This is a genomic window from Pseudomonas sp. GL_139_B, assembly GCF_057834475.1.
On sequence record NZ_CM174403.1, the window covers coordinates 3,585,515 to 3,605,069 of the forward strand.

18 protein-coding genes and 1 pseudogene are annotated in these 19,555 nt (G+C 59.4%); 6 read left to right on the forward strand and 13 right to left on the reverse strand.

Annotation, left to right across the window (positions count from 1 at the left end; all coding sequences use genetic code 11):
- Nucleotides 1-29: 29 nt before the first annotated feature.
- Nucleotides 30-515: pseudogene (locus AC3ISI_RS16280) on the forward strand (TetR family transcriptional regulator C-terminal domain-containing protein); the annotation flags it as partial.
- Here the strand turns inward: AC3ISI_RS16280 and AC3ISI_RS16285 are convergent.
- From AC3ISI_RS16285 to AC3ISI_RS16305, 5 genes are all read right to left on the reverse strand, one after another.
- Nucleotides 471-1,478 (reverse strand): DMT family transporter, encoded by a 1,008-nt coding sequence (locus AC3ISI_RS16285; protein WP_489332847.1) that lies wholly within the window; start codon nucleotides 1,476-1,478, stop codon nucleotides 471-473. The pseudogene AC3ISI_RS16280 and the gene AC3ISI_RS16285 overlap by 45 nt on opposite strands.
- On the reverse strand, nucleotides 1,478-2,176 hold the full coding sequence (locus tag AC3ISI_RS16290) for an ABC transporter permease (RefSeq protein ID WP_489332848.1): 699 nt from the start codon (nucleotides 2,174-2,176) through the stop codon (nucleotides 1,478-1,480). Before AC3ISI_RS16290 ends, AC3ISI_RS16285 begins: the two co-directional genes overlap by 1 nt.
- A gap of 5 nt (nucleotides 2,177-2,181) precedes the next feature.
- A complete protein-coding gene (locus tag AC3ISI_RS16295) occupies nucleotides 2,182-2,895 on the reverse strand; it encodes an ABC transporter permease (protein ID WP_489332849.1) in 714 nt (237 codons plus the stop codon).
- 149 nt (nucleotides 2,896-3,044) lie between these two features.
- Nucleotides 3,045-3,827, reverse strand: a complete 783-nt coding sequence (locus AC3ISI_RS16300) for a transporter substrate-binding domain-containing protein (protein ID WP_489332850.1) — start codon at nucleotides 3,825-3,827, stop codon at nucleotides 3,045-3,047.
- Between the two features lie 28 nt (nucleotides 3,828-3,855).
- The gene (locus AC3ISI_RS16305; protein WP_489332851.1) at nucleotides 3,856-5,859 is read right to left on the reverse strand and encodes an aminotransferase class I/II-fold pyridoxal phosphate-dependent enzyme; all 2,004 of its coding nucleotides are present in this window, start codon (nucleotides 5,857-5,859) and stop codon (nucleotides 3,856-3,858) included.
- A gap of 343 nt (nucleotides 5,860-6,202) precedes the next feature.
- Here AC3ISI_RS16305 and glcD point away from each other — a divergent pair, with 343 nt between their 5' ends.
- The 4 genes from glcD to AC3ISI_RS16325 are packed head-to-tail and all read left to right on the forward strand — an operon-like array spanning nucleotide 6,203 to nucleotide 10,408.
- Nucleotides 6,203-7,702 (forward strand): glycolate oxidase subunit GlcD, encoded by a 1,500-nt coding sequence (glcD, locus tag AC3ISI_RS16310; protein ID WP_489332852.1) that lies wholly within the window; start codon nucleotides 6,203-6,205, stop codon nucleotides 7,700-7,702.
- Nucleotides 7,702-8,766, forward strand: coding sequence for a glycolate oxidase subunit GlcE (gene glcE / locus AC3ISI_RS16315; RefSeq protein ID WP_489332853.1), 1,065 nt, complete (start codon nucleotides 7,702-7,704; stop codon nucleotides 8,764-8,766). The genes glcD and glcE overlap by 1 nt, the downstream gene beginning before the upstream one ends.
- Nucleotides 8,767-8,769: 3 nt before the next feature.
- Nucleotides 8,770-9,987, forward strand: a complete 1,218-nt coding sequence (gene glcF, locus AC3ISI_RS16320) for a glycolate oxidase subunit GlcF (protein WP_489332854.1) — start codon at nucleotides 8,770-8,772, stop codon at nucleotides 9,985-9,987.
- 19 nt (nucleotides 9,988-10,006) lie between these two features.
- Nucleotides 10,007-10,408 (forward strand): heme-binding protein, encoded by a 402-nt coding sequence (locus tag AC3ISI_RS16325; protein ID WP_489332855.1) that lies wholly within the window; start codon nucleotides 10,007-10,009, stop codon nucleotides 10,406-10,408.
- Nucleotides 10,409-10,486: 78 nt separating this feature from the next.
- On the opposite strand, the gene AC3ISI_RS16330 is transcribed toward AC3ISI_RS16325, so the two are convergent.
- The 3 genes from AC3ISI_RS16330 to AC3ISI_RS16340 all read right to left on the reverse strand — a co-directional run bounded on the left by AC3ISI_RS16330 (nucleotide 10,487) and on the right by AC3ISI_RS16340 (nucleotide 13,616).
- On the reverse strand, nucleotides 10,487-10,822 hold the full coding sequence (locus AC3ISI_RS16330) for a hypothetical protein (protein ID WP_489332856.1): 336 nt from the start codon (nucleotides 10,820-10,822) through the stop codon (nucleotides 10,487-10,489).
- A gap of 137 nt (nucleotides 10,823-10,959) precedes the next feature.
- Nucleotides 10,960-12,501 (reverse strand): ArnT family glycosyltransferase, encoded by a 1,542-nt coding sequence (locus AC3ISI_RS16335; protein ID WP_489332857.1) that lies wholly within the window; start codon nucleotides 12,499-12,501, stop codon nucleotides 10,960-10,962.
- Between the two features lie 137 nt (nucleotides 12,502-12,638).
- The gene (locus AC3ISI_RS16340; RefSeq protein WP_489332858.1) at nucleotides 12,639-13,616 is read right to left on the reverse strand and encodes an NAD-dependent epimerase; all 978 of its coding nucleotides are present in this window, start codon (nucleotides 13,614-13,616) and stop codon (nucleotides 12,639-12,641) included.
- Between the two features lie 189 nt (nucleotides 13,617-13,805).
- On the opposite strand from AC3ISI_RS16340, the gene AC3ISI_RS16345 reads away from it, so the two are divergent.
- Nucleotides 13,806-15,191: a M15 family metallopeptidase gene (locus AC3ISI_RS16345; protein ID WP_489332859.1), complete on the forward strand. Its 1,386-nt coding sequence runs from the start codon at nucleotides 13,806-13,808 to the stop codon at nucleotides 15,189-15,191.
- A 12-nt stretch (nucleotides 15,192-15,203) separates the two neighbouring features.
- Here the strand turns inward: AC3ISI_RS16345 and AC3ISI_RS16350 are convergent, their stop codons facing one another.
- The 5 genes from AC3ISI_RS16350 to betA form a co-directional block, all read right to left on the reverse strand.
- Nucleotides 15,204-15,692 (reverse strand): RES family NAD+ phosphorylase, encoded by a 489-nt coding sequence (locus AC3ISI_RS16350; RefSeq protein WP_489332860.1) that lies wholly within the window; start codon nucleotides 15,690-15,692, stop codon nucleotides 15,204-15,206.
- The gene (locus AC3ISI_RS16355; RefSeq protein WP_489332861.1) at nucleotides 15,689-16,171 is read right to left on the reverse strand and encodes an Xre family toxin-antitoxin system antitoxin; all 483 of its coding nucleotides are present in this window, start codon (nucleotides 16,169-16,171) and stop codon (nucleotides 15,689-15,691) included. Before AC3ISI_RS16355 ends, AC3ISI_RS16350 begins: the two co-directional genes overlap by 4 nt.
- A gap of 324 nt (nucleotides 16,172-16,495) precedes the next feature.
- Nucleotides 16,496-16,957, reverse strand: coding sequence for a GNAT family N-acetyltransferase (locus tag AC3ISI_RS16360; RefSeq protein WP_489332862.1), 462 nt, complete (start codon nucleotides 16,955-16,957; stop codon nucleotides 16,496-16,498).
- Between the two features lie 24 nt (nucleotides 16,958-16,981).
- On the reverse strand, nucleotides 16,982-17,635 hold the full coding sequence (locus tag AC3ISI_RS16365) for a peroxiredoxin (RefSeq protein ID WP_059182676.1): 654 nt from the start codon (nucleotides 17,633-17,635) through the stop codon (nucleotides 16,982-16,984).
- A 231-nt stretch (nucleotides 17,636-17,866) separates the two neighbouring features.
- Nucleotides 17,867-19,555, reverse strand: coding sequence for a choline dehydrogenase (gene betA, locus AC3ISI_RS16370; protein ID WP_489332863.1), 1,689 nt, complete (start codon nucleotides 19,553-19,555; stop codon nucleotides 17,867-17,869).

The following is a 19,555-nucleotide window of genomic DNA, read 5'->3' on the forward strand; positions in this document are numbered from 1 at the left end:
GCCGCGCTGAACCCGATGAGCGTCGCGAGATGCTGGTGGCCGCCACCCTGCGCTGTTTGGTGCGCGACGGTCACGCCGGTATTTCCGTACGCCGCATTGCCACCGAGGCCGGGGTGTCCGTGGGGTTGCTCAATCACCATTTCGGCAGCATTGATGCGTTGATTGCCGATACCTACCAAAAGATCGCCAGCGAACTGACCACCGCCCTGCTTCAGGAAATCCAGCAGGCCGGCACGCCCGCGCAAAAGATGGACGCGTTCCTCACCGGCTCCTTCTCACCTCGGGTCATGGACCCGCAATTGCTCGGGGTCTGGGTAGTGTTTTGGAGCCTGATCCGGCACTCCGAACACGTCAGCCAGTCCCACGAAAAAAGCTACCGCGCCTACCTCGACCTGCTCCGCCAGCTGCTGGATGACATGGCGGCCAGCGAAGGCTTCGTGATCCACGACACGCGTCTGGCCGCCATCGGTTTATCGGCGATGCTCGACGGACTCTGGATCGAGTGGTGCCTGAACCCCGAAACCTTCAGCCCCGCCAACGGCCTCCACATCTGTCGTTGCTGGATAAAGGGGCTGCGACACGGAGCATTCAGCTCCGACGACGTCTTGTGATGGGTGTCGCCCGAAGATCATCGCCAGAGTGCCGCTGACCGCGATCAGCCCGGCACCGACCATCAGCGACACGTCCATCAGCGTGCCCCAGATCAGGCTCGACAGCAGGAATGCCCAGATCAGCCCGGTGTATTCGAACGGTGCCAACAACGTTGCGGTGGCCCGCTGAAAACTGGCGAACAATAGAAACTGGCCGATGCCGCCGACCAGCCCGGCACCGAGCATCCCTAGCCAGGCCGGAGTCGGCGCCGGGGTGTAGGTCCAGGGCAATGCCACCGCCATGCAAATGACGAACACCACGTTGGTGATCAACATCTGCTCCAGCACTGACGTCTGCTCATCCACCTGGCGCAACTGGATGTAGGTGAACGCCCAGCACATCGCCGCCAACAGTGTCAGCACCACCGGCACCGGGTCGGCCAGGTTGCTGGGGCGACAAGCGATGATCACGCCGACAAAACCGATGATCAGGCTGAACCACTGCCAGCCGCTGGCGCGTTCCTTGAGAATCACCGCCGCCAGTACGGTGACCATGATCGGTGCGGAGAAATATAGCGTGGTCATCTCCGCCAGGGTCAGGTCCCGGGCCGCCGTGTAATACAGCACCCAAGCGACTATCGACAACAATCCACGCACCACCAGCAAACGGCGGCTCGGCGAGCGCCAAGCTCGTTGAACCAGGCGCAAGCGCCCCACCAGCAGACAGCCCACAACCACCACGAGGGCGCGCCAGAACAGAATGCTGATGACTGAATAATCCGCCACCAGCCATTTGATGGCGGCATCCTGCAACGCCAGGAACGTATAACCCAAGGTGCACAGGCCGATGCCTTGCAACGACCGGTCGACGATCCGTGGCGTGTTCATTACATCGACCTGCGCACGGGCGTCCCGCGCCGCTCGGCAAAGGCAAACAGCGCTTCGATCATGAATGTCAGGCAGACATACACGCCGGCCACCAACAGCAACGGCTCATACACTTGCAGCGTCTGGGCCCGCACCACGTTGGCAGCGCCCAGCAGGTCGATAATCGCAATCGTCGACGCCAGTGCGGTGGACTTCATCAGCATGACGGTCTCCCCGGCCAGTGTCGGCAGCAACAAGCGCATCGCCCGAGGCAAACGCACTCGTAGCAACGACTGGCGCGGGGTCATGCCAAACGCCGAAGCCGCTTCCATCTCACCTTTGGGCACCGCCAGCAGCCCGCCGCGAATCACTTCGCCGACATAGGCGCCCACCGACACCACTAGGGCAAACACGATGTACCAATAACCGTCCCGCAAGTACGGCCAGAGGAAACTGCTGCGAATCAACGGAAACTGCGCAAACAGGCTGCCCAGGCCGTAGTAGAAAATGTAGATCTGGATCAGCAGCGGCGTACCGCGTGTCACGCTGGTGTAAAACAGGCTGACCTTGGCAATCACTCGGTTCTTCGAGATCCTCGCCAGTGCCACCAGCACCGCGAGCGCGAAACCCAGCACGCTGGAAATCATCAGGATGGTGATGGTCGTTTGCAGCCCCCGGCCCAACAGCGCCGCGTATTCAACTATCCACGCTGGAATCATTTCATTCACTCAGCCAAAGGCATCCAGCGACGGATGCGTCGCTCAAGCCGTCCAGACAGGTAGTTGGAGGCCAACGTCACCGCGTAATACATCGCCGCGGCAGTGAGGTAGAACAACAGATAGTGACGCGTCGAGCCCGCGCCTTGCTTGGCGGTGTACAGCAACTCGTTGGTGCCGACCACGCTGATCAATGCGCTGTCTTTGATCAGGTTGATCCACAGGTTGGCCATCCCCGCGATGGCGTAAGGCGCCATGATCGGCAACGTGACCCGCCGAAACAGGCCGAACCCGCTCAAGCCAAACGCCTTGGCCGCCTCGATCTGGCCGAACGGAATGGCCTGGATCGCCGCCCGAAAGATCTCCGATGCGTAAGCGCCCTGCACAAGGCCCAGCACCACAATCGCCGCCAGCGGACCGCTGACATTCACAGCGCCATAACCCATCTGCACCATCAGCGAATTGAGGAGCATGGAGCCGACGTAGTACAGCAGCAGGATCAGCAACAACTCCGGAACCGCGCGGAACAAGGTGGTGTAGCTGCGCATCAGCGCTGCGATCGGTTTGGGCCCGCTCAGCTTGAGGCAGGCCACCACCAGCCCGATCATCAGCCCGAGCACAAACGCCCCGGCGGAAATCTGCAGGGTCATCCAGAGCCCCTTCAACAGCGCACTGCCCCATCCTTGCTCGCTGAAATTGATCAAATCGAACATTGCCGGCATTTCACTCTCCAGTTAGCGCACTTCACGGCATCACCTGCCCCTGTAGGAGCCGGGCTTGCCCGCGAAAGCGGTGGGTCAGTCAACTGAAATGTTGAATGAACTATTGCATTCGCGGGCAAGCCCGGCTCCTACAGGGATCTGCGTTGAGGTCAGAAAGCAGGTTTCACGCTGGTGCCGAAGTAGTGTTGCGACAGGTCGTCATAGTCCTTGCTCGCCAGCAGACCCAGGATGGCCTTGTCGAGTTTGGCCTTGAGCTCGGTGTCATCCTTGCGCAGACCGGCGCCCACACCTTTGCCGAAAATCGGGTCATAAGGCACCGCGCCGAGGTATTCCAGATTGCTCGCATCCGGCGTCTGCACGAAGGCCGCCATGGCCGTACCATCCGCCATCATCAGATCGATGCGACCGGCAATCAGGTCGGCGTTGGCCGAATCCTGGGTGTCGTAATACTTCACGTCGGCAATTTTTTCGTAGTAAGTCTTCAGGTAGCTGGCGCTCACCGTGGAGTTCTGCACGCCAATGGTCTTGCCCTTGAGGTCGTCCGGGTACTTTTTAACGGTGGTGCCCTTGGGGCCGACAATCGCGATCACCGAGTCGTAGTAAGCCTTGCTGAACGCGATCTGTTTTTCGCGCTCTTCAGTGACCGACATCGAGGAAAAAATCACGTCGATCTTCTTTGCCAGCAATGAGGGAATGATGCCGTCCCACGCCACTTCCTTGATCTCGCACTCGGCTTTCATTTCGCTGCACAGCTTGTGGATCAGGTCGACTTCAAAGCCTTTCCATTCACCATTGGCCTGTTTCTCGGTGTACGGTGGATAGGGTTCGGCTGCGACCGCGAACCTGATCGGCTGCGCCTGCGCCGCGCTCATCCCGGCCAGCAGTAAACAGGCCGCGCCGGTAAACCAGTTTGCCAAACGTCGATTTCCCATGATTTTTCCCCGTCTTTTTTATGATTTATTAGCGAGTCTGATGCGCGTTGACGAATTGTCGGCAACGTTCACTGCGTGGGTGTACGAACACTTCATCCGGTGAACCGGTTTCCTCGATCAGCCCTTGATGCAAATAGGCAACTTTGGAAGACACATCGCGGGCAAAGGCCATCTCATGGGTCACCAGGATCATGGTCCGGCCTTCTTCCGCAAGGGAGCGGATCACCCGCAGCACTTCGCCGACCAGTTCCGGGTCGAGTGCCGAGGTGGGTTCATCGAACAGCATGACTTTGGGCCGCATGGCCAAAGCCCGGGCGATGGCCACCCGTTGTTGCTGTCCCCCGGAGAGAAACGCCGGGTACTCGTTGCGCTTGGCCGCAAGCCCCACGCGTTCAAGCAAGGCTTCGGCCCGCTCAGTGGCCTCCGCACGGCTTTCACGCAGGACCTGCGTCGGCGCTTCGATAAGGTTTTCCAGCACCGTGCGATGGGGCCAGAGGTTGAAATTCTGAAACACCATGCCCAGGCTCGAACGGATCCGCACCAACTGCCTGGCGTCGGACACCAGCGGTGCACCAGGGCGGTCGTGGTTGAGCTTGATGCTTTCGCCGTCCACCAGAATGCGTCCCTGGTCCGGCACTTCGAGCATGTTGATGCAGCGCAGCAAGGTACTTTTGCCCGAGCCACTGGCGCCGATCAGGGAAATCACATCGCCTTCGCGAGCCGTCAGGGAAACGCCCTTGAGCACTTCGATATTGCCGAAGCGTTTGTGCAAGCCATCGACTTCGATCATGGTTTTGGCCGTGACCGGTGCCACGGTAGCTTGGCTCGTGACGCGGCTGATCACAGCGCGGGGCGCTTCACCTTTGAGCACAAGGACAAAATCGCGAATACGCTGGCACGCCTGGGACAGTCGTTCTTCACCCAGGGTGAACGAGAGCCGCACAAAACCTTGCGCCGGCTCGCCAAACGCCGCCGCATCGAGGACCGAAACGCGCGCCTCGCGCAGCAGGCGCCAGGCGAATTCCAGCGAGGTCAGTCCAGTATCACGCACGTCCACCAGCACGAACATGCCGGCATCGGGATTGAGCACTGAAATACCCGGGCAATCCGACAGTCTCGCAACCACCAGATCGCGGCGACGGCGATAGATGTCGCGCATGCCATGAGTCACGTCGTCGTGGGCCTGCACCGCTTTCAACGCTGCTTCCATGACAAACCCCGGCAAACCATAGAGCATGCTCAGGACCAAGGTTTCAGCGTGGGCGACCAAGGCTTCGTTAGCGACAATCCAGCCGATCCGCCAACCGGTCATCGCATGGGATTTCGACAGGCTGCCGATTACCACGCAGCGCTCGGCCATGTCCGGCAAGGCGGCGAGGCTGAGGTGTTCGCGTTCGAATGCGAGGCTTTCGTAGACTTCGTCGACCACCACCCACAGGTCATGTTCGATGGCGAGGTCGGCGATGGCTTGCAGCTCTTCGCGATTGAGCACCACGCCGGTGGGGTTGTTCGGGTTGGAGAAGAAAATGGCCCGGGTGCGCGGGGTGATGGCCTTCGCCAGCACGGCGGCATCGAGCCTGAAACCTGAGTCCGCCGAGCACGGCACCCGCACCAGCGTTGCACCGGAGGCCTTGAGCGTCGCCTCGTAGGTCACGTACATCGGGTCCAGGGCGATGACTTCGTCGCCAGTGTTGAGCAGGCACATCGACGTGATGAACAACGCGTTCTGCGCCCCGGCCGCGACGATCACGTTAGACGCTGGCACTTCACGCTCGAACAGTGGGCTGTAGCGAGCGGCAATGGCTTCGCGCAAAGCCTGGCGCCCGGCGATCTCGGTGTAGTGGGTGTCGCCCTCACGCAGCGCTTCAATGGCAGCGTCAGTGATGAAATCGGGCGTGGGGAAATCCGGGTCACCGACGCTGAGAATGATCACATCCTCACCACGGCGCTGGGCTTCAAGGCCGGCATTGTGAATATCCCAGGCGGCCACACCGTCGCCTGAAATCCGCTCAACAAAGGGTGAAAACCGCATGCCAGTGCCTCGTTCGAATTGAAGAAACGCAAGCCCGCGCAACCAGCCGGGGGAGGTGGCCACCAACATAGTCGAAGCTGAACAGTCGTTCAACAGAAAAGTCGCGATGCTTCGCGTTCAGCGCAAACAGGTCGTTTTCACGACAGTCGTGCCGTTTTTCATTAATGGAGGCAAACGAACCTCGATAAGCTAATGTTTTGAAAGTTGTTTTCTCTATCAACCAAAAAACAGCCGGACGGCCCGTTAAACAACACATAGACAGAAAAACCCGTCAGGCCAATGATGCACATTAGATGCCACCGCAAGACCTCGAATAAAAACAACTGAGGGTTACGATCAGGCGATGAACATTCTTTACGATGAACGCGTCGACGGCGTTTTGCCCGACGTCGACAAAGCCGCCCTGCTCAAAGTGCTGCATGCACGGTTGCCCGATCTGGAAATCCTGCATCAGCAGGAAGAGCTCAGGCCGTACGAATGCGACGGGCTCTCCGCTTACCGCACCACGCCCCTGCTGGTGGTGCTGCCCCGCCAACTCGACGAAGTCCAGGGCATCCTTCGAGTCTGCCATGAGCGGCACGTTCCGGTGGTCGCACGTGGTGCCGGCACGGGTTTGTCCGGCGGCGCATTACCGCTGGAAAAAGGTGTGCTACTGGTGATGGCGCGCTTCAACAACATCCTGCACATCGACCCTGACGCCCGCACTGCGCGGGTTCAGCCGGGGGTGCGCAACCTGGCCATTTCCCAGGCGGCAGCGCCCTTCGGCCTGTACTACGCGCCGGACCCCTCCTCGCAGATTGCCTGTTCTATCGGCGGTAACGTCGCCGAAAACGCCGGTGGCGTGCATTGCCTCAAGTACGGCCTGACCGTGCACAACCTGCTCAAGGTCGAAATCCTTACCGTCGAAGGCGAACACCTGACGCTGGGCTCCGATGCCCTGGACTCGCCCGGCTTCGATTTGCTGGCGTTGTTCACCGGCTCCGAAGGAATGCTCGGGGTGATCACCGAGGTGACAGTCAAATTGTTACCCAAACCGCAGTCCGCAAAAGTGCTGCTGGCCGCCTTTGATTCCGTCGAAAAAGCCGGCCGTGCGGTGGGCGATATTATTGCCGCGGGCATCATCCCCGGCGGCCTTGAGATGATGGACAACCTGGCCATTCGCGCCGCTGAAGACTTTATCCACGCTGGCTATCCCGTCGACGCCGAAGCCATTTTGCTCTGTGAACTCGATGGCGTGGAAGCCGACGTGCATGATGACTGCAACCGCGTGCGCCAGGTGTTGGAACAGGCTGGCGCCACCGAAGTCCGCCAGGCCCGCGATGAGGCCGAACGCGTGCGTTTCTGGGCCGGACGCAAGAATGCCTTCCCGGCGGTGGGACGCCTCTCGCCGGATTACTACTGCATGGACGGGACGATCCCGCGCCGCGAACTGCCCGGCGTGTTGCAGGCTATCGCAGCGCTGGCGGCCGAATATGGCCTGCGGGTAGCCAATGTTTTCCACGCCGGCGACGGCAATATGCATCCGCTGATTTTGTTCGATGCCAATCAGCCCGGTGAGCTCGACCGCGCCGAAACCCTGGGCGGCAAGATCCTCGAATTGTGCGTGAAGGTCGGCGGCAGCATTACCGGTGAACACGGTGTGGGCCGCGAGAAGATCAATCAGATGTGTGCGCAGTTCAACAGCGATGAGCTGACGCTGTTCCATGCAGTCAAAGCCGCCTTCGATCCGGGCGGACTGCTCAATCCCGGCAAGAACATTCCGACCCTGCACCGCTGCGCCGAATTTGGCGCCCTGCACGTGCACATGGGACAGATGCCCTTCCCTGATCTGGAGCGCTTCTGATGCGCAGCGAATTCGACATGGATGACAGCGCCGCACTGCTGGAACAGGTCAATCAGGCGCTGCAAAACGCAACGCCGTTGCGCATTCAGGGCTCCAACAGCAAGGCCTTCCTTGGGCGCATCGTCGCGGGGGAAGTCCTCGATACGCGCACCCACCGAGGCATCGTCAGCTATGACCCGACCGAACTGGTGATCACCGCCCGTTGCGGCACGCCGTTGTCAGAATTGGCCGATGTATTGGACGACGCACAGCAGATGCTGGCGTGTGAACCACCCTCCTTCGGCGAAGACGCCACCGTCGGCGGCATGATTGCCTGCGGGTTGTCGGGACCACGGCGTCCGTGGTCAGGCTCGGTCAGAGACTTTGTCCTCGGTACGCGGGTGATCACCGGGCACGGCAAGCATTTGCGCTTCGGTGGTGAAGTTATGAAGAACGTCGCAGGCTATGACCTGTCGCGCTTGATGGTCGGCAGTTACGGGGCGCTGGGAGTGGTGACCGAAGTGTCGCTCAAGGTTTTGCCAAAACCGCGGCAGTGCCTGAGCATCAGCCTGGAAATGAACACTGATCGCGCCTTGCTGCGCCTCGTGGAGTGGGGTCAGCAGCCCTTGCCGATCAGCGCGGCGTGCCACGACGGGCAACGCCTGCACTTGCGGCTTGAGGGCGGCGAAGGCTCGGTGGCGGCGGCCCATGACCGCTTGGGTGGCGAATTACTGGACGCGACCTACTGGGAGGATCTCAACGAACATCGACTGAGTTTCTTCGATGAAAACCAGCCCCTTTGGCGGTTGTCCTTGCCCCACAACACGCCCCGGCTTTCCCTGCCCGGCGTTCAACTGATCGACTGGGGCGGCGCACAGCGTTGGCTCAAGTCCGAGGCGCAGGCGTCGTTCATTCGCAAGATCGTCGGTGAGGTCGGCGGGCATGTGACCTGTTACAGCCACGGCCTGATCGACAGCCCGTTCCAACCATTGCCTGCTGCGCTGATGCATTACCACCAGAACTTGAAGCAGCAGCTTGATCCACGGGGAGTTTTCAACCCCGGCCGCCTGTACGCGGAGTGTTGACCCATGCAGACCACCTTGAGCGAACAGGCCCGTCAGCTGCCCCGCGCCGAAGAAGCCGAAAGCATTCTGCGTACTTGCGTGCACTGCGGTTTTTGCAATGCTACTTGCCCGACCTATCAGTTGCTGGGCGATGAACTGGACGGGCCGCGGGGGCGCATCTACCTGATCAAGCAGGTGCTGGAAGGCCACGAGGTCACCCAAAAAACCCAGCAGCATCTAGACCGTTGCCTGTCGTGCCGCAACTGCGAAACCACCTGTCCCTCCGGCGTCGATTACCACAATTTGCTCGACATTGGTCGTGCGGTGGTGGATGCCGCCGTACCGCGCTCTTTCGACCAGCGCCTGTTGCGAGAAGGTTTGCGCAGCGTCGTACCCAATCCCGGGCTGTTCAAAGCGCTGGTCAACAGCGGTCAGATGTTTCGTGCATTGTTGCCAAACACCTTGCAAGCCAAATTACCTCGCCGTGTGTACCCGGCCAAACCGCGCCCGACGATGCGCCACTCGAGGCGGGTGCTGATACTGGAAGGTTGTGTGCAGCCTGGGCTGTCACCCAACACCAATGCCGCCACCGCGCGCGTGCTGGATCGGCTGGGCATCAGCATCACACCGGTCCCCGAGGCCGGGTGCTGTGGCGCCGTCGATTATCACCTCGACGCTCAGGCAGCCGGCCTTGATCGCGCACGGCACAACATCGATGCCTGGTGGCCGAATATTGAAAACGGTGTCGAAGCCATTGTCCAAACCGCCAGCGGTTGTGGTGCGTTTATCAAAGACTATGGTCACTTGCTCCGCGCCGACCCGGCCTATGCCGCCAAGGCGCTAAAGGTCAGTGCGCTGGCCAAGGACCTGGTCGAAGTGTTGCGAGCTGAACCACTGGAAACACTCGGCATCCACAGCGCCCACCGCCTGGCGTTCCATTGCCCTTGCACCTTGCAGCACGCACAAAAACTCGGCGGCGCGGTTGAAGCGCTGCTGATGCGGCTGGGTTTCAACATTACGCCTGTGCCCGATAGCCACTTGTGCTGTGGTTCGGCGGGCACCTATTCGCTGACCCAACCCGAACTGTCCCGACAACTGCGCGACAACAAGCTCAATGCGCTGGAGAGCGGGTATCCCGAAGTCATTGTCACCGCCAATATCGGCTGCCAGGCGCACCTCGACGGTGCGGGTCGAACCCCCGTCAGGCACTGGATAGAACTGGTCGAAGCTGCCCTGCCCTGATCACGAACCGGAGATTGTCATGAACAGCAAAGCCGTACTGAGCCAGGCGGAAGTCAGCCAGATCCTTGCCGCCGCCCGCACCGAAGCACAGAACAATCAATGGGCCGTGACCATCGTGATAGTCGATGACGGTGGCCATCCCCTGGCACTTGAACGCCTCGACGGTTGCGCGGCCAGCAGCGCCTACATCGCCACCGAAAAAGCCCGCACCTCGGCCTTGGGCCGGCGCGAATCCAAGGGCTATGAAGAGATGGTCAATGGTGGACGCTATGCTTTTTTATCCGCGCCATTACTGACGTCTCTGGAAGGTGGCGTGCCGATTATTTTTGAGGGGCAAGTGATCGGCGCGGTCGGCGTGTCCGGCGTCAAGGCCGAACAGGACGCGCAAGTGGCCAAGGCCGGGGCGCAATGTTTGAAGTAGCGCCACAGAAGGCCCCTCGCCACAGAAGATACCTCGCAACAGGATCAGCGTCTCGCCTGAAGTTGGCATCGTGCGTTATTACTTCCGCGCCAACTTATACCTGATGCACTCTTCATAAAAACTCTGCCGCACCGCAGCAGGCTTGAACCGCGACGGGCTGTCATAAGTCTGCTCGGTAATGCCCATGGCCATCATGTGCATCCACGGTTTATTGAACTTGTAGGTCTGTATCTTCTGGCGAGCGGCATACAGCGACACCCCGGATAACTTGAGCTCCTGGGCTCTGGCCGCCGTCCCCGCGCCCCAGTCGCACATATAGCGGTCATTGGGCATCAACTCCCGGGCCTGGACCGCACCCGCCATGCTCGCCAGGGCAAACGAGATTAACGTGACCGTTACATTGTGCAATTGCATTGCGCCTAACCACCTGAAAATAAAGTGATTTTGGCGATAACTTTGCGCCAGCGGGGCCAGCAAATTGCCTTACTCGCATCGAACAACCGTTATCGGACTCAGATGTTGGAATCAGCTCCGAGCCCCTTGACGCCTCCTCAGCGCAACGCAGCCCTCAATTCATTGACCCGTTCGTTCCAGGTGAAGTGATAGACATGGGCAGGCGATAGCGGATGACACTGTCCGTTGTCCGCATTGGCCCCCACAATCGACCACTGCGCACGCGAGGTTTCACCCAACTCACGCGCGCTCTGGGCATTGAAGCACTTGCCCAGTTCATCGTCGGAGATCAGCGCGTAGGCCTTTGGATGATCACGCAACCATTGCGCCGCCTGCTCGACCGAGGACTCGGCCATGCCGAAATGCACAATCGGTTGCCGGGCGTATAACCAATGCCCCTCGCGCCAGTTGACCAGCACCAGCTCCGCGCCACCGGTCATGGTCGCGGCCTGCGCCATGATCGCGTTATGCGGGTTGGCACCGTCCCTGACCGGATCGATAAAGCCACGGGCGAACCACAGCGCAAACCAGATCACCGCTACCGCCTGAAAGACCTGCCGACCGCGAGGGCGGTGGCTGAACCAGCGCTTGAGTAACCAGGGCATCAGCGGTGCTGCCACCAACACAAACCCTGGCAGCGCCGGGTAAATATACAATTTGCGTTTACCGCTGCTGATGCAGAAAAACAGCACCACCAACAGGACCCAGCCCAGCAGTACCAATACGCGACCGTCGTGCTTGCGCAGTTGACGACGCCATGCAGGCACCAGCCACGGTAGCGCCAGCACCAACGGCAGCCAATATTGCGGGATCACGTAAACGAAGAAATACCAGAACGGTTCACGATGGTCCCAGGCCGCGGCATATCGCCCTGCCGTCTGACGCAGCAAAATTTCTTTGACATAGGCGATTTCATCGACACCGCCACTCAGCACGATAGACAACGCCAAGGGCAACAACCAGATCGCCGTGGCGCCCAACATCACCGCCAAACCGAGCCACCACTTGCGCGCCTCGCCCGGCATCGCCACCACGCCGGGCCAGTCTTTGCGCACCGCATAGGCATATGGAATCAGCATCAGCGCCGGGACAAACCCAACCCCTTTGGTGATTACGCCCACGCCCATGGCCGCGCAGCCGATGTAAAACCAGCGCCAGGCCGGGCCGAGCAACAGATGACGCGCCAGGCCGTACAGACCGACCGAGGTAAAAAGCACCAAAAAGCTGTCGATCTGCCCGGTCTGCAAGATGCTATAGGTTTGATACGTGGCCAGGTACAACAGTGCCGCTATCCGGCCGGTACGCTGATTCCACAAGCGTCGGCCCAAGTCGTAGACCACTGCGGTGACTGTCGCGCCGGACAATAGGCCTGGAATATAAAGGGCAATCGCAGGCTTTCCGGTCAGCCAGCTAAAGAACGCCACGGTCCACATGAAAATTGGCGGCTTGTCGCCGTAAATCTCTGCGGCCCGATGCGGAATGAGCCACGAACTGTTGTGCAACATTTCCAGGGCAACGCCGAGGAATCGCTCCTCGTCGACATTCTGCGGCTGGCGCAGCCCCAACCCTGCGCCAATCAGGAGCAATGCCAGCAACATCAGGCCCAGGCACTCAACGCTGGGTGATAGCGATCTACGCATGAGTCAGTCCTTCACGGGCGGGCTTTTGAGATGGGATTCACTGTATAACCATTGCAGGACAAAACGACCGGTGAAAGCAGGCGGGCCTATGAAGCCGACCGCCAGTCCGCTATTGGTTGGGATCAAGGGTGAACGCTTCATCGCAGATAGTAGTGGCGATACCACTTCACAAATTCCGTCACGCCGGTCTCAACCGCGACGCGCGGGCGGAAATCGACCCACTCCGCCAACACCGAAACATCGGCCCAGGTCTTGATCACATCGCCCGCCTGTAGCGGCATATAGTTGCGCCGGGCCTTGATGCCCAGCACCTTCTCCAGACAGTCGACGAATGCCAGTAATGGCACGGGTTCGCCCCGGCCGATGTTGAAGATTCGGTTAGCAGCTTCGCCCTCACTGCCTGCTATCGGCGGTTTTTCCCGCAGGCGGGCAATGCTTTCGACGATGTCATCGACATAAGTGAAATCGCGCGCCATCTCACCGTGGTTATAGATATCGATCGGTTCGCCATTGAGGATCGCTTTGGTGAACTTGAACAAGGCCATGTCTGGCCGGCCCCACGGCCCGTAAACGGTGAAAAAGCGCAGACCGCTGGTAGGAATTCCGTAGAGGTGGCTGTAACTGTGCGCGAGCATTTCATTAGCGCGTTTGCTGGCCGCATATAGCGAAACAGGGTGATCGACGGCGTCGTCGACGCAGAACGGCATCTTGCTGTTGGTGCCGTACACCGAACTGCTCGACGCGTAGATCAAATGCTGGGGGCGATAGTGCCGGCAGGCCTCCAGCACATTAAGAAAACCCACCAGGTTCGATTGCGCGTAGATGTCCGGGTTGTCCAGCGAGTAGCGAACGCCCGCCTGCGCGGCCAAATGCACCACCTCGGTGAACGCATGCTCTTTGAACAATGCCATCAAGGCCGGTTTATCAACGATATCCAGCTTCTGGAAACGAAAACCCGGCAACGACTTCAACTCATTGAGCCGAGACTGTTTGAGCTCTACGCTGTAGTAGTCGTTGAGGTTGTCGATTCCGACGACTTCAAGACCTTGCTGGCACAGTCGCTTAACAGTGTGATAACCAATAAATCCGGCAGCGCCGGTCACCAGAACAGTCATAGCACCTCATTATTATTCGAGACCCGCTTCAACTTTATGCCCTGCTCCATTGATAAAACATTGAGGCCCGTGACATCGTTCGCATGAAGCCTGCGCTACCCTGCCCGTCCAATGGTGAAATTTTTGTTACAAATTTATCTAAATTGTATGCACGAGATAAGGGGATTTGCTCGCGCACTGATCTTGCTGATGTGCCTTGTCATCTCCGGCATGGCCAGCGCCGAGCCAAAACCTGCGAACATGGTCTATTTGCGCACCATCGATTCGAGCATCGAGCAGGACATGCGCTATGCCGGCGCCCACAACTTCACCGGGCACCGGCTCGACGGTTACGACTCCGCCGAATGCCTGCTGTCCCTGGACACCGCCAAGGCCCTCGCCCGGGTGCAAGCGGCACTGCGTGCGCAAGGCTACGGTTTGAAGGTGTTCGATTGTTATCGTCCCAGCCGTGCCGTCGCCGACATGGGCCGTTTCGCAACAGAGCCGGGCGACCCACGCAAGGCCGAGTTCTATCCGCGCGTGGACAAGCAGGACTTCTGGCGCCTGGGCTATGTGGCACGGGTGTCAGGGCACTCCAAAGGTTCAACTGTGGACCTGACACTGATTGGCCCAAAGGCCCTGCCCGCCGACACCTGGACACCTGCGGCGGCGCAAGTCGACTGCACGGCTCCCTATGATCAGCGCTGGCACGATGGCGCACTCGACATGGGCACCGGTTTTGATTGTTTTGACGAACACGCCCATACCGCCAACCAGACGATCAACGCCAGCGCGAAAGAAAACCGCCAACGCCTTAGCAGCGCCATGGAAAAAGAAGGGTTCGCCGGGTATTCGAAGGAATGGTGGCATTTCACTTTCGGCGGTGAAGGAGTAACGAAGGATGTGATGGATTTCCCCATTACTCCGATGAGTTCCAGCGATGCAATCGGTGCCAGCGGTCAGCTGATCGTGGTCACCTCCAAAAACTGGGACGACATCCAGGGTATCGCGCAGCGTTATGAACGTGACGGTAAAATCTTTCGCAAATATGGCGAGGCCTTTCCCGTGGTGGTCGGCAAAAACGGCATGGGCTGGGGCAAGGGCCTGAGCGGCGCTGGTGTTCTTGAGGGTCCGGTCAAACGCGAAGGCGATGGAAAAGCACCTGCGGGGATTTTCAAACTAGGCACGGCGTTTGGTTTCGACGCTACCGCTGACACCCATCTGCCCTACCTGGTGCTGACTCCCACCACCGAATGCGTGGATGACAGCCAATCCAGTCGCTACAACGAACTGGTCGACGGCGCGGCGATTGCCCAGGACTGGAACAGCTCCGAACACATGCGCAACGAAGAGGGATATCGCAAAGGCATTTTCATCGAGCACAACACCCCGGCCACGGCGGCCTCAGGTTCGTGCATCTTCTTCCATATCTGGCGTGGTCCCACTTCGCCGACAGCGGGCTGTACGGCCATGGATCAGGGGGATATTGCTGCGTTGCTCAAATGGCTGGACCCTCGCGAGTCTCCGCTGCTGGTGCAGATGCCGGAGGCGCAATACGAGCAGTTTCGTGATGGATGGAGCTTGCCGCAACGTTGACGGCGGCCGGCGCTATTTGACCAACCGGGTGTCCAGCCCAAAGCGCTCCTGGGAGACAAGCTTGAACTGATCGCCGGCCAGGTCGCAACTCACCAGTAAATTCCACGAATGACCGGTTACCGCCGAAGGGATGAGCACGAAGGGATGCCGGGCCAGCAATAGATCGGCAAACTGTTGTTGATTGGGCGAAGGTTGTGACGGGATGAGCCAGTTCGGGTTCGGCACATCTTCCGGCTGAACAACTTTGATAATATCGGGGTCCATCACTTCGAAGCAGGTCAGCACGTGCGGCACGCTATCGAGGCTATCGAAACCAATGTGGGCCGCGACCTCCAGGATGGCCGTGGAGGGGTCGGCCGAAGCGTAAATGACCCGGCGGCCAGGAGGGTTCCATCGACCACCGGATCGTTGCGCACCAACGCCGCTGCTCCAGCTGTCCTTGAATACCTCGCGGTCAAGGCGCCAGGCGTGCCACGTCCCGTCCCAGGGCAAGGGATTCATTGATAGACCCCGTACTCGATCCGGGTCAGGTAGTCCTCTACTGCCTGGAAGCCAAGCGAGTTATCGATCAGCTCCAGCGGAACGTGACCGTCCAGGTATTTGCACGGCTTGCGCAGCCATTCCTCGGCCAACAACTGATTGCCGAACACGTTGGTGGCATGCTCCAGGGACTGCGCATACTGGAAGGCGACCGTGCTCTGCTGCTGGTTCAGGCGCACCTGCTGGGTCTCTTTCGTCAGGCGTTGGACAGTCCTGATGGATTTCCCGGTAATGCGCTGAATCAGGTCATGCTCCATGTACAGCGCTGATATTGCCAGCATGTCCCTGACATCACTCAACTCAAAGCCTTCCTGTGTGTACCGGATTACCAACATGCGCGTGTCACCCTTGCGGCCATGCAATAGCACTTCAGTAGGCTTTCTGGGTTTCTTTGCCCTCGCCGCCACGGTTTGCTTGTCTGCTTGATTCGTTGCGGGCATATCAATGACCTCCGTACGACATTTGACGCAAGCATAGCGCCAAATGTCGCGAAATGGGCAATTGAGTGTTGTGGGCTATTGCGTGTATTGCTCACTGAGTCCATTCGTCCTTAACACCTGAAGTGAAGCCTGCCAGCCGCCAGAGGGGCGACGCTCTCTTCCCTGATTGCAGCCACTACGCTACCCACTTCGCTTCCGAGCGCCAACCCTAAAACCCTGTGGGATATTTCCTCGATTTTTTAAACGCTTTCACATGTCTTACGTAACTTAGACACTCAGTGTTACTTCCCAGAGGCAGCAAGACCTTGCGCGCCGGCATGTTTTCTATGACCTGGACATCAAATCAAGGCAATACGTGTAATACCCCCCGTCACGCACATAGCCCAACGACTCATACAACCGCTGCGCACCGTGATTATCGGTGGCGGTTTCCAGCACCATGCCCTTGGCACCGCTCAACACCGCAAAGGCGCGAGCGGTGTTCATCAATAACGTGCCTACCCCTCGACCTCGGGCCTCAGGGGTGGTGAACAGGTCACTGAGCAGCCAGGTGCGGTGAGCATCGATGGAGGAAAACGTCGGGTACAACTGCACGAAACCCAAAGCGTCACCTGTGGCGTCCTCAGCGAGGAAAATCGCCGATTCGTCCCGGGTGATGCGCTCAGCGATGAAATCCCGGGACTGCATCATGTTCGAGGGCTGGCCGTAAAAGCCACGGTAAGCGTCGAAAAGGCGCGCAACCTTGTCGAGATGGCTGGCGTCGACGCGAAGGACTTGAACGACCATATTGCACGGTTCCCCCGGGGTGGATTACTTCGGCTGCGCCACGGTACGCAAGTAAGGCTTGATGGTTTTGAAGCCATCCGGGTACTTCTTCCGCGCGTCTTCATCAGACACCGACGTGGGAATGATCACGTCTTCACCCGGACGCCAGTTAACCGGCGTGGCGACGGTGTGCTTGGCGTTCAATTGCAGGGAGTCCAGCAGACGCAATACTTCATCGAAGTTGCGCCCGGCACTCATCGGGTAGATGAGCATGGCCTTGACCTTTTTGTCCGGGCCGATAATGAACACTGAACGTACGGTGGCGTTGTCGGCGGCGGTGCGGGTGCCGCCACTGGCATTCGGGTGGATCATGTCGTAGAGCTTCGCCACCACCAGGTTTTCGTCACCGATCATGGGGTAATTGACCGCGTGCCCCTGGGTTTCTTCGATGTCCTTGGCCCAGCTTGCATGATTGCTGACCGGGTCGACGCTGAGACCGACAATTTTGGTGTTGCGCTTGTCGAACTCCGGCTTGAGCCCAGCCATATAGCCCAGTTCGGTGGTGCACACCGGGGTGAAATCCTTGGGATGCGAAAACAGGATGGCCCACTTGTCGCCAATCCATTCGTGGAAATGCAGCGTGCCTTCGGTGCTTTCGACAGTAAAGTCCGGTGCCTCGTCGCCAATGCGGATTGCCATGTTTGTTCTCCTTATTATGGGGTCTCAGGGAAAACCGTCAGAATCGGGGTACCTCTCCAACGGCATTCAGGATCGGTGTTGAAACTGTCAACGCGGATCAGTATAGGAGACGCGGCAAGACAAGGGCGTTACCGCCGACGCTAATCTTTAAGCCATTGAATTCAAAAAATGACAAAACAGCCAGACCGACACGCCGTCGATCTGACTGTTTCTGAGCAAAACCCGACGCCACTAAACCCGGACGTTGCGTCCTGGCAGCGACGAACGCTGGCTGGTTTCCCAATCCTGTACCAGACCGACAGGCGCATCGGAGGCCGGCAGCATGTTGCGCCCGCGCACCAGATCACTGGCCCGCTCGGCGAGCATGATGGTCGGTGCGTTGAGGTTGCCGTTGGGTTCGGTCGGAAACACCGAGGAGTCGATCACGCGCAACCCGGCAATGCCATGCACCCGTAGCTCGGAATCCACCACCGCCATGTCGTCCTCGCCCATGCGGCACGAACCGCAAGGATGGTAGGTGCTTTCGAGGTTTTCCCGCACGAAGGCATCGAGCTCTTCATCGCTGGTCACCTGTGCGCCCGGGGCGATTTCGCCGTCACGGAAGCGATCCATTGCTTTCTGGCCAATGATCTCCCGGGTCAGGCGGATACAGCGGCGGAAGCCTTCGCGATCCTCTTCGCGTTGCAGGTAGTTGAACTGGATCTGCGGATGCTCGTACGGATCATCCGAACGGGCGCGCACATAGCCACGGCTCTTGGGTTTGTTCGGCCCGGTGAGCACCATGAAACCGTGTCCCTTGATCGGCTTGTTGCCGTCGTAACGCATGGCGGCAGGCAGAAAGTGGAACTGGATGTCCGGCCACCGCAGCCCTTTGTCCGAGCGAATGAAACCACCGGCCTCGAAATGGTTAGTGGCGCCCAGTCCGTCCTTGAACAGCAGCCAGCGCAGACCGATCATCAGTTTGCTCAGCGGGTCCATTTTGCTGTTAAGGGTCACCGGTTCCTTGCAGCCGAACTGAATGTACACCTCGGCGTGATCCTGCAGGTTCTCCCCTACTCCCGGCAGGTCATGACGCACACTGATCCCGGCTTTGCGCAGGACTTCAGCCGGGCCGATACCGGAGCGTTGCAACAGATGCGGAGATCCGATCGGCCCTGAGGATATCAGCACTTCGCGGTTGCAATGAACCTGATGGGTCTCGCCGTTGTGGTCATACATGACGCCGACCGCGCGCTTGCCCTCAAGGATGATCTGCCGGGTCATCGCGTGGGTGATCACGGTCAGGTTCGGACGGCCCATGGCCGGGCGCAGGTAGGCGTTGGCTGTGGAGCAGCGCACGCCGTTTTTCACCGTCATGTGCATGGCACCGAACCCTTCCTGCATGTAGCCGTTGCAGTCTTCGGTCTTGATGTAACCGGCTTCGGCACCAGCTTCGACCCACGCCCCATACAGCGGGTTTTTCATGTGGTTGCCGTTGGTGGTGTGCAACGGCCCGGTGCCGCCGCGATAGCCGTCACCTCCCTCTTCATAGTGTTCTGCCCGTTTGAAGTACGGCAGGCAATTGCGGTAGCCCCAGCCTTGGGCTCCGAGGGATTCCCACTCGTCAAAGTCATAGGCATGACCACGGATGTAAACCAGGCCATTGATCGACGACGACCCGCCCAGCACCTTGCCGCGCGGGCAGTGAATGCGGCGCCCGTTGAGGAATGGCTCTGGCTCGGTTTCGTAGCGCCAGTTGTACTTCTTGGTGTTCATCGGGATCGAGAACGCGCTTGGCATCTGGATCACCACACTGCGGTCACTGCCACCGAATTCCAGTACCAGAACCGAGGTGGCCGGGTCTTCGCTCAAGCGGTTGGCCAACACACAACCTGCCGAGCCGGCACCAATGATGATGTAGTCGTATTTTTGCGTAGCCAT

Bases quoted from the DNA above. Each gene is read 5' to 3' on its own strand.
- AC3ISI_RS16285 (WP_489332847.1), bottom strand. From the start codon at position 1,478: ATGAACACGCCACGGATCGTCGACCGGTCGTTGCAAGGCATCGGCCTG.
- AC3ISI_RS16290 (WP_489332848.1), bottom strand. From the start codon at position 2,176: ATGATTCCAGCGTGGATAGTTGAATACGCGGCGCTGTTGGGCCGGGGG.
- AC3ISI_RS16295 (WP_489332849.1), bottom strand. From the start codon at position 2,895: ATGCCGGCAATGTTCGATTTGATCAATTTCAGCGAGCAAGGATGGGGC.
- AC3ISI_RS16300 (WP_489332850.1), bottom strand. From the start codon at position 3,827: ATGGGAAATCGACGTTTGGCAAACTGGTTTACCGGCGCGGCCTGTTTA.
- AC3ISI_RS16305 (WP_489332851.1), bottom strand. From the start codon at position 5,859: ATGCGGTTTTCACCCTTTGTTGAGCGGATTTCAGGCGACGGTGTGGCC.
- glcD (WP_489332852.1), top strand. From the start codon at position 6,203: ATGAACATTCTTTACGATGAACGCGTCGACGGCGTTTTGCCCGACGTC.
- glcE (WP_489332853.1), top strand. From the start codon at position 7,702: ATGCGCAGCGAATTCGACATGGATGACAGCGCCGCACTGCTGGAACAG.
- glcF (WP_489332854.1), top strand. From the start codon at position 8,770: ATGCAGACCACCTTGAGCGAACAGGCCCGTCAGCTGCCCCGCGCCGAA.
- AC3ISI_RS16325 (WP_489332855.1), top strand. From the start codon at position 10,007: ATGAACAGCAAAGCCGTACTGAGCCAGGCGGAAGTCAGCCAGATCCTT.
- AC3ISI_RS16330 (WP_489332856.1), bottom strand. From the start codon at position 10,822: ATGCAATTGCACAATGTAACGGTCACGTTAATCTCGTTTGCCCTGGCG.
- AC3ISI_RS16335 (WP_489332857.1), bottom strand. From the start codon at position 12,501: ATGCGTAGATCGCTATCACCCAGCGTTGAGTGCCTGGGCCTGATGTTG.
- AC3ISI_RS16340 (WP_489332858.1), bottom strand. From the start codon at position 13,616: ATGACTGTTCTGGTGACCGGCGCTGCCGGATTTATTGGTTATCACACT.
- AC3ISI_RS16345 (WP_489332859.1), top strand. From the start codon at position 13,806: ATGTGCCTTGTCATCTCCGGCATGGCCAGCGCCGAGCCAAAACCTGCG.
- AC3ISI_RS16350 (WP_489332860.1), bottom strand. From the start codon at position 15,692: ATGAATCCCTTGCCCTGGGACGGGACGTGGCACGCCTGGCGCCTTGAC.
- AC3ISI_RS16355 (WP_489332861.1), bottom strand. From the start codon at position 16,171: ATGCCCGCAACGAATCAAGCAGACAAGCAAACCGTGGCGGCGAGGGCA.
- AC3ISI_RS16360 (WP_489332862.1), bottom strand. From the start codon at position 16,957: ATGGTCGTTCAAGTCCTTCGCGTCGACGCCAGCCATCTCGACAAGGTT.
- AC3ISI_RS16365 (WP_059182676.1), bottom strand. From the start codon at position 17,635: ATGGCAATCCGCATTGGCGACGAGGCACCGGACTTTACTGTCGAAAGC.
- betA (WP_489332863.1), bottom strand. From the start codon at position 19,555: ATGGCTACGCAAAAATACGACTACATCATCATTGGTGCCGGCTCGGCA.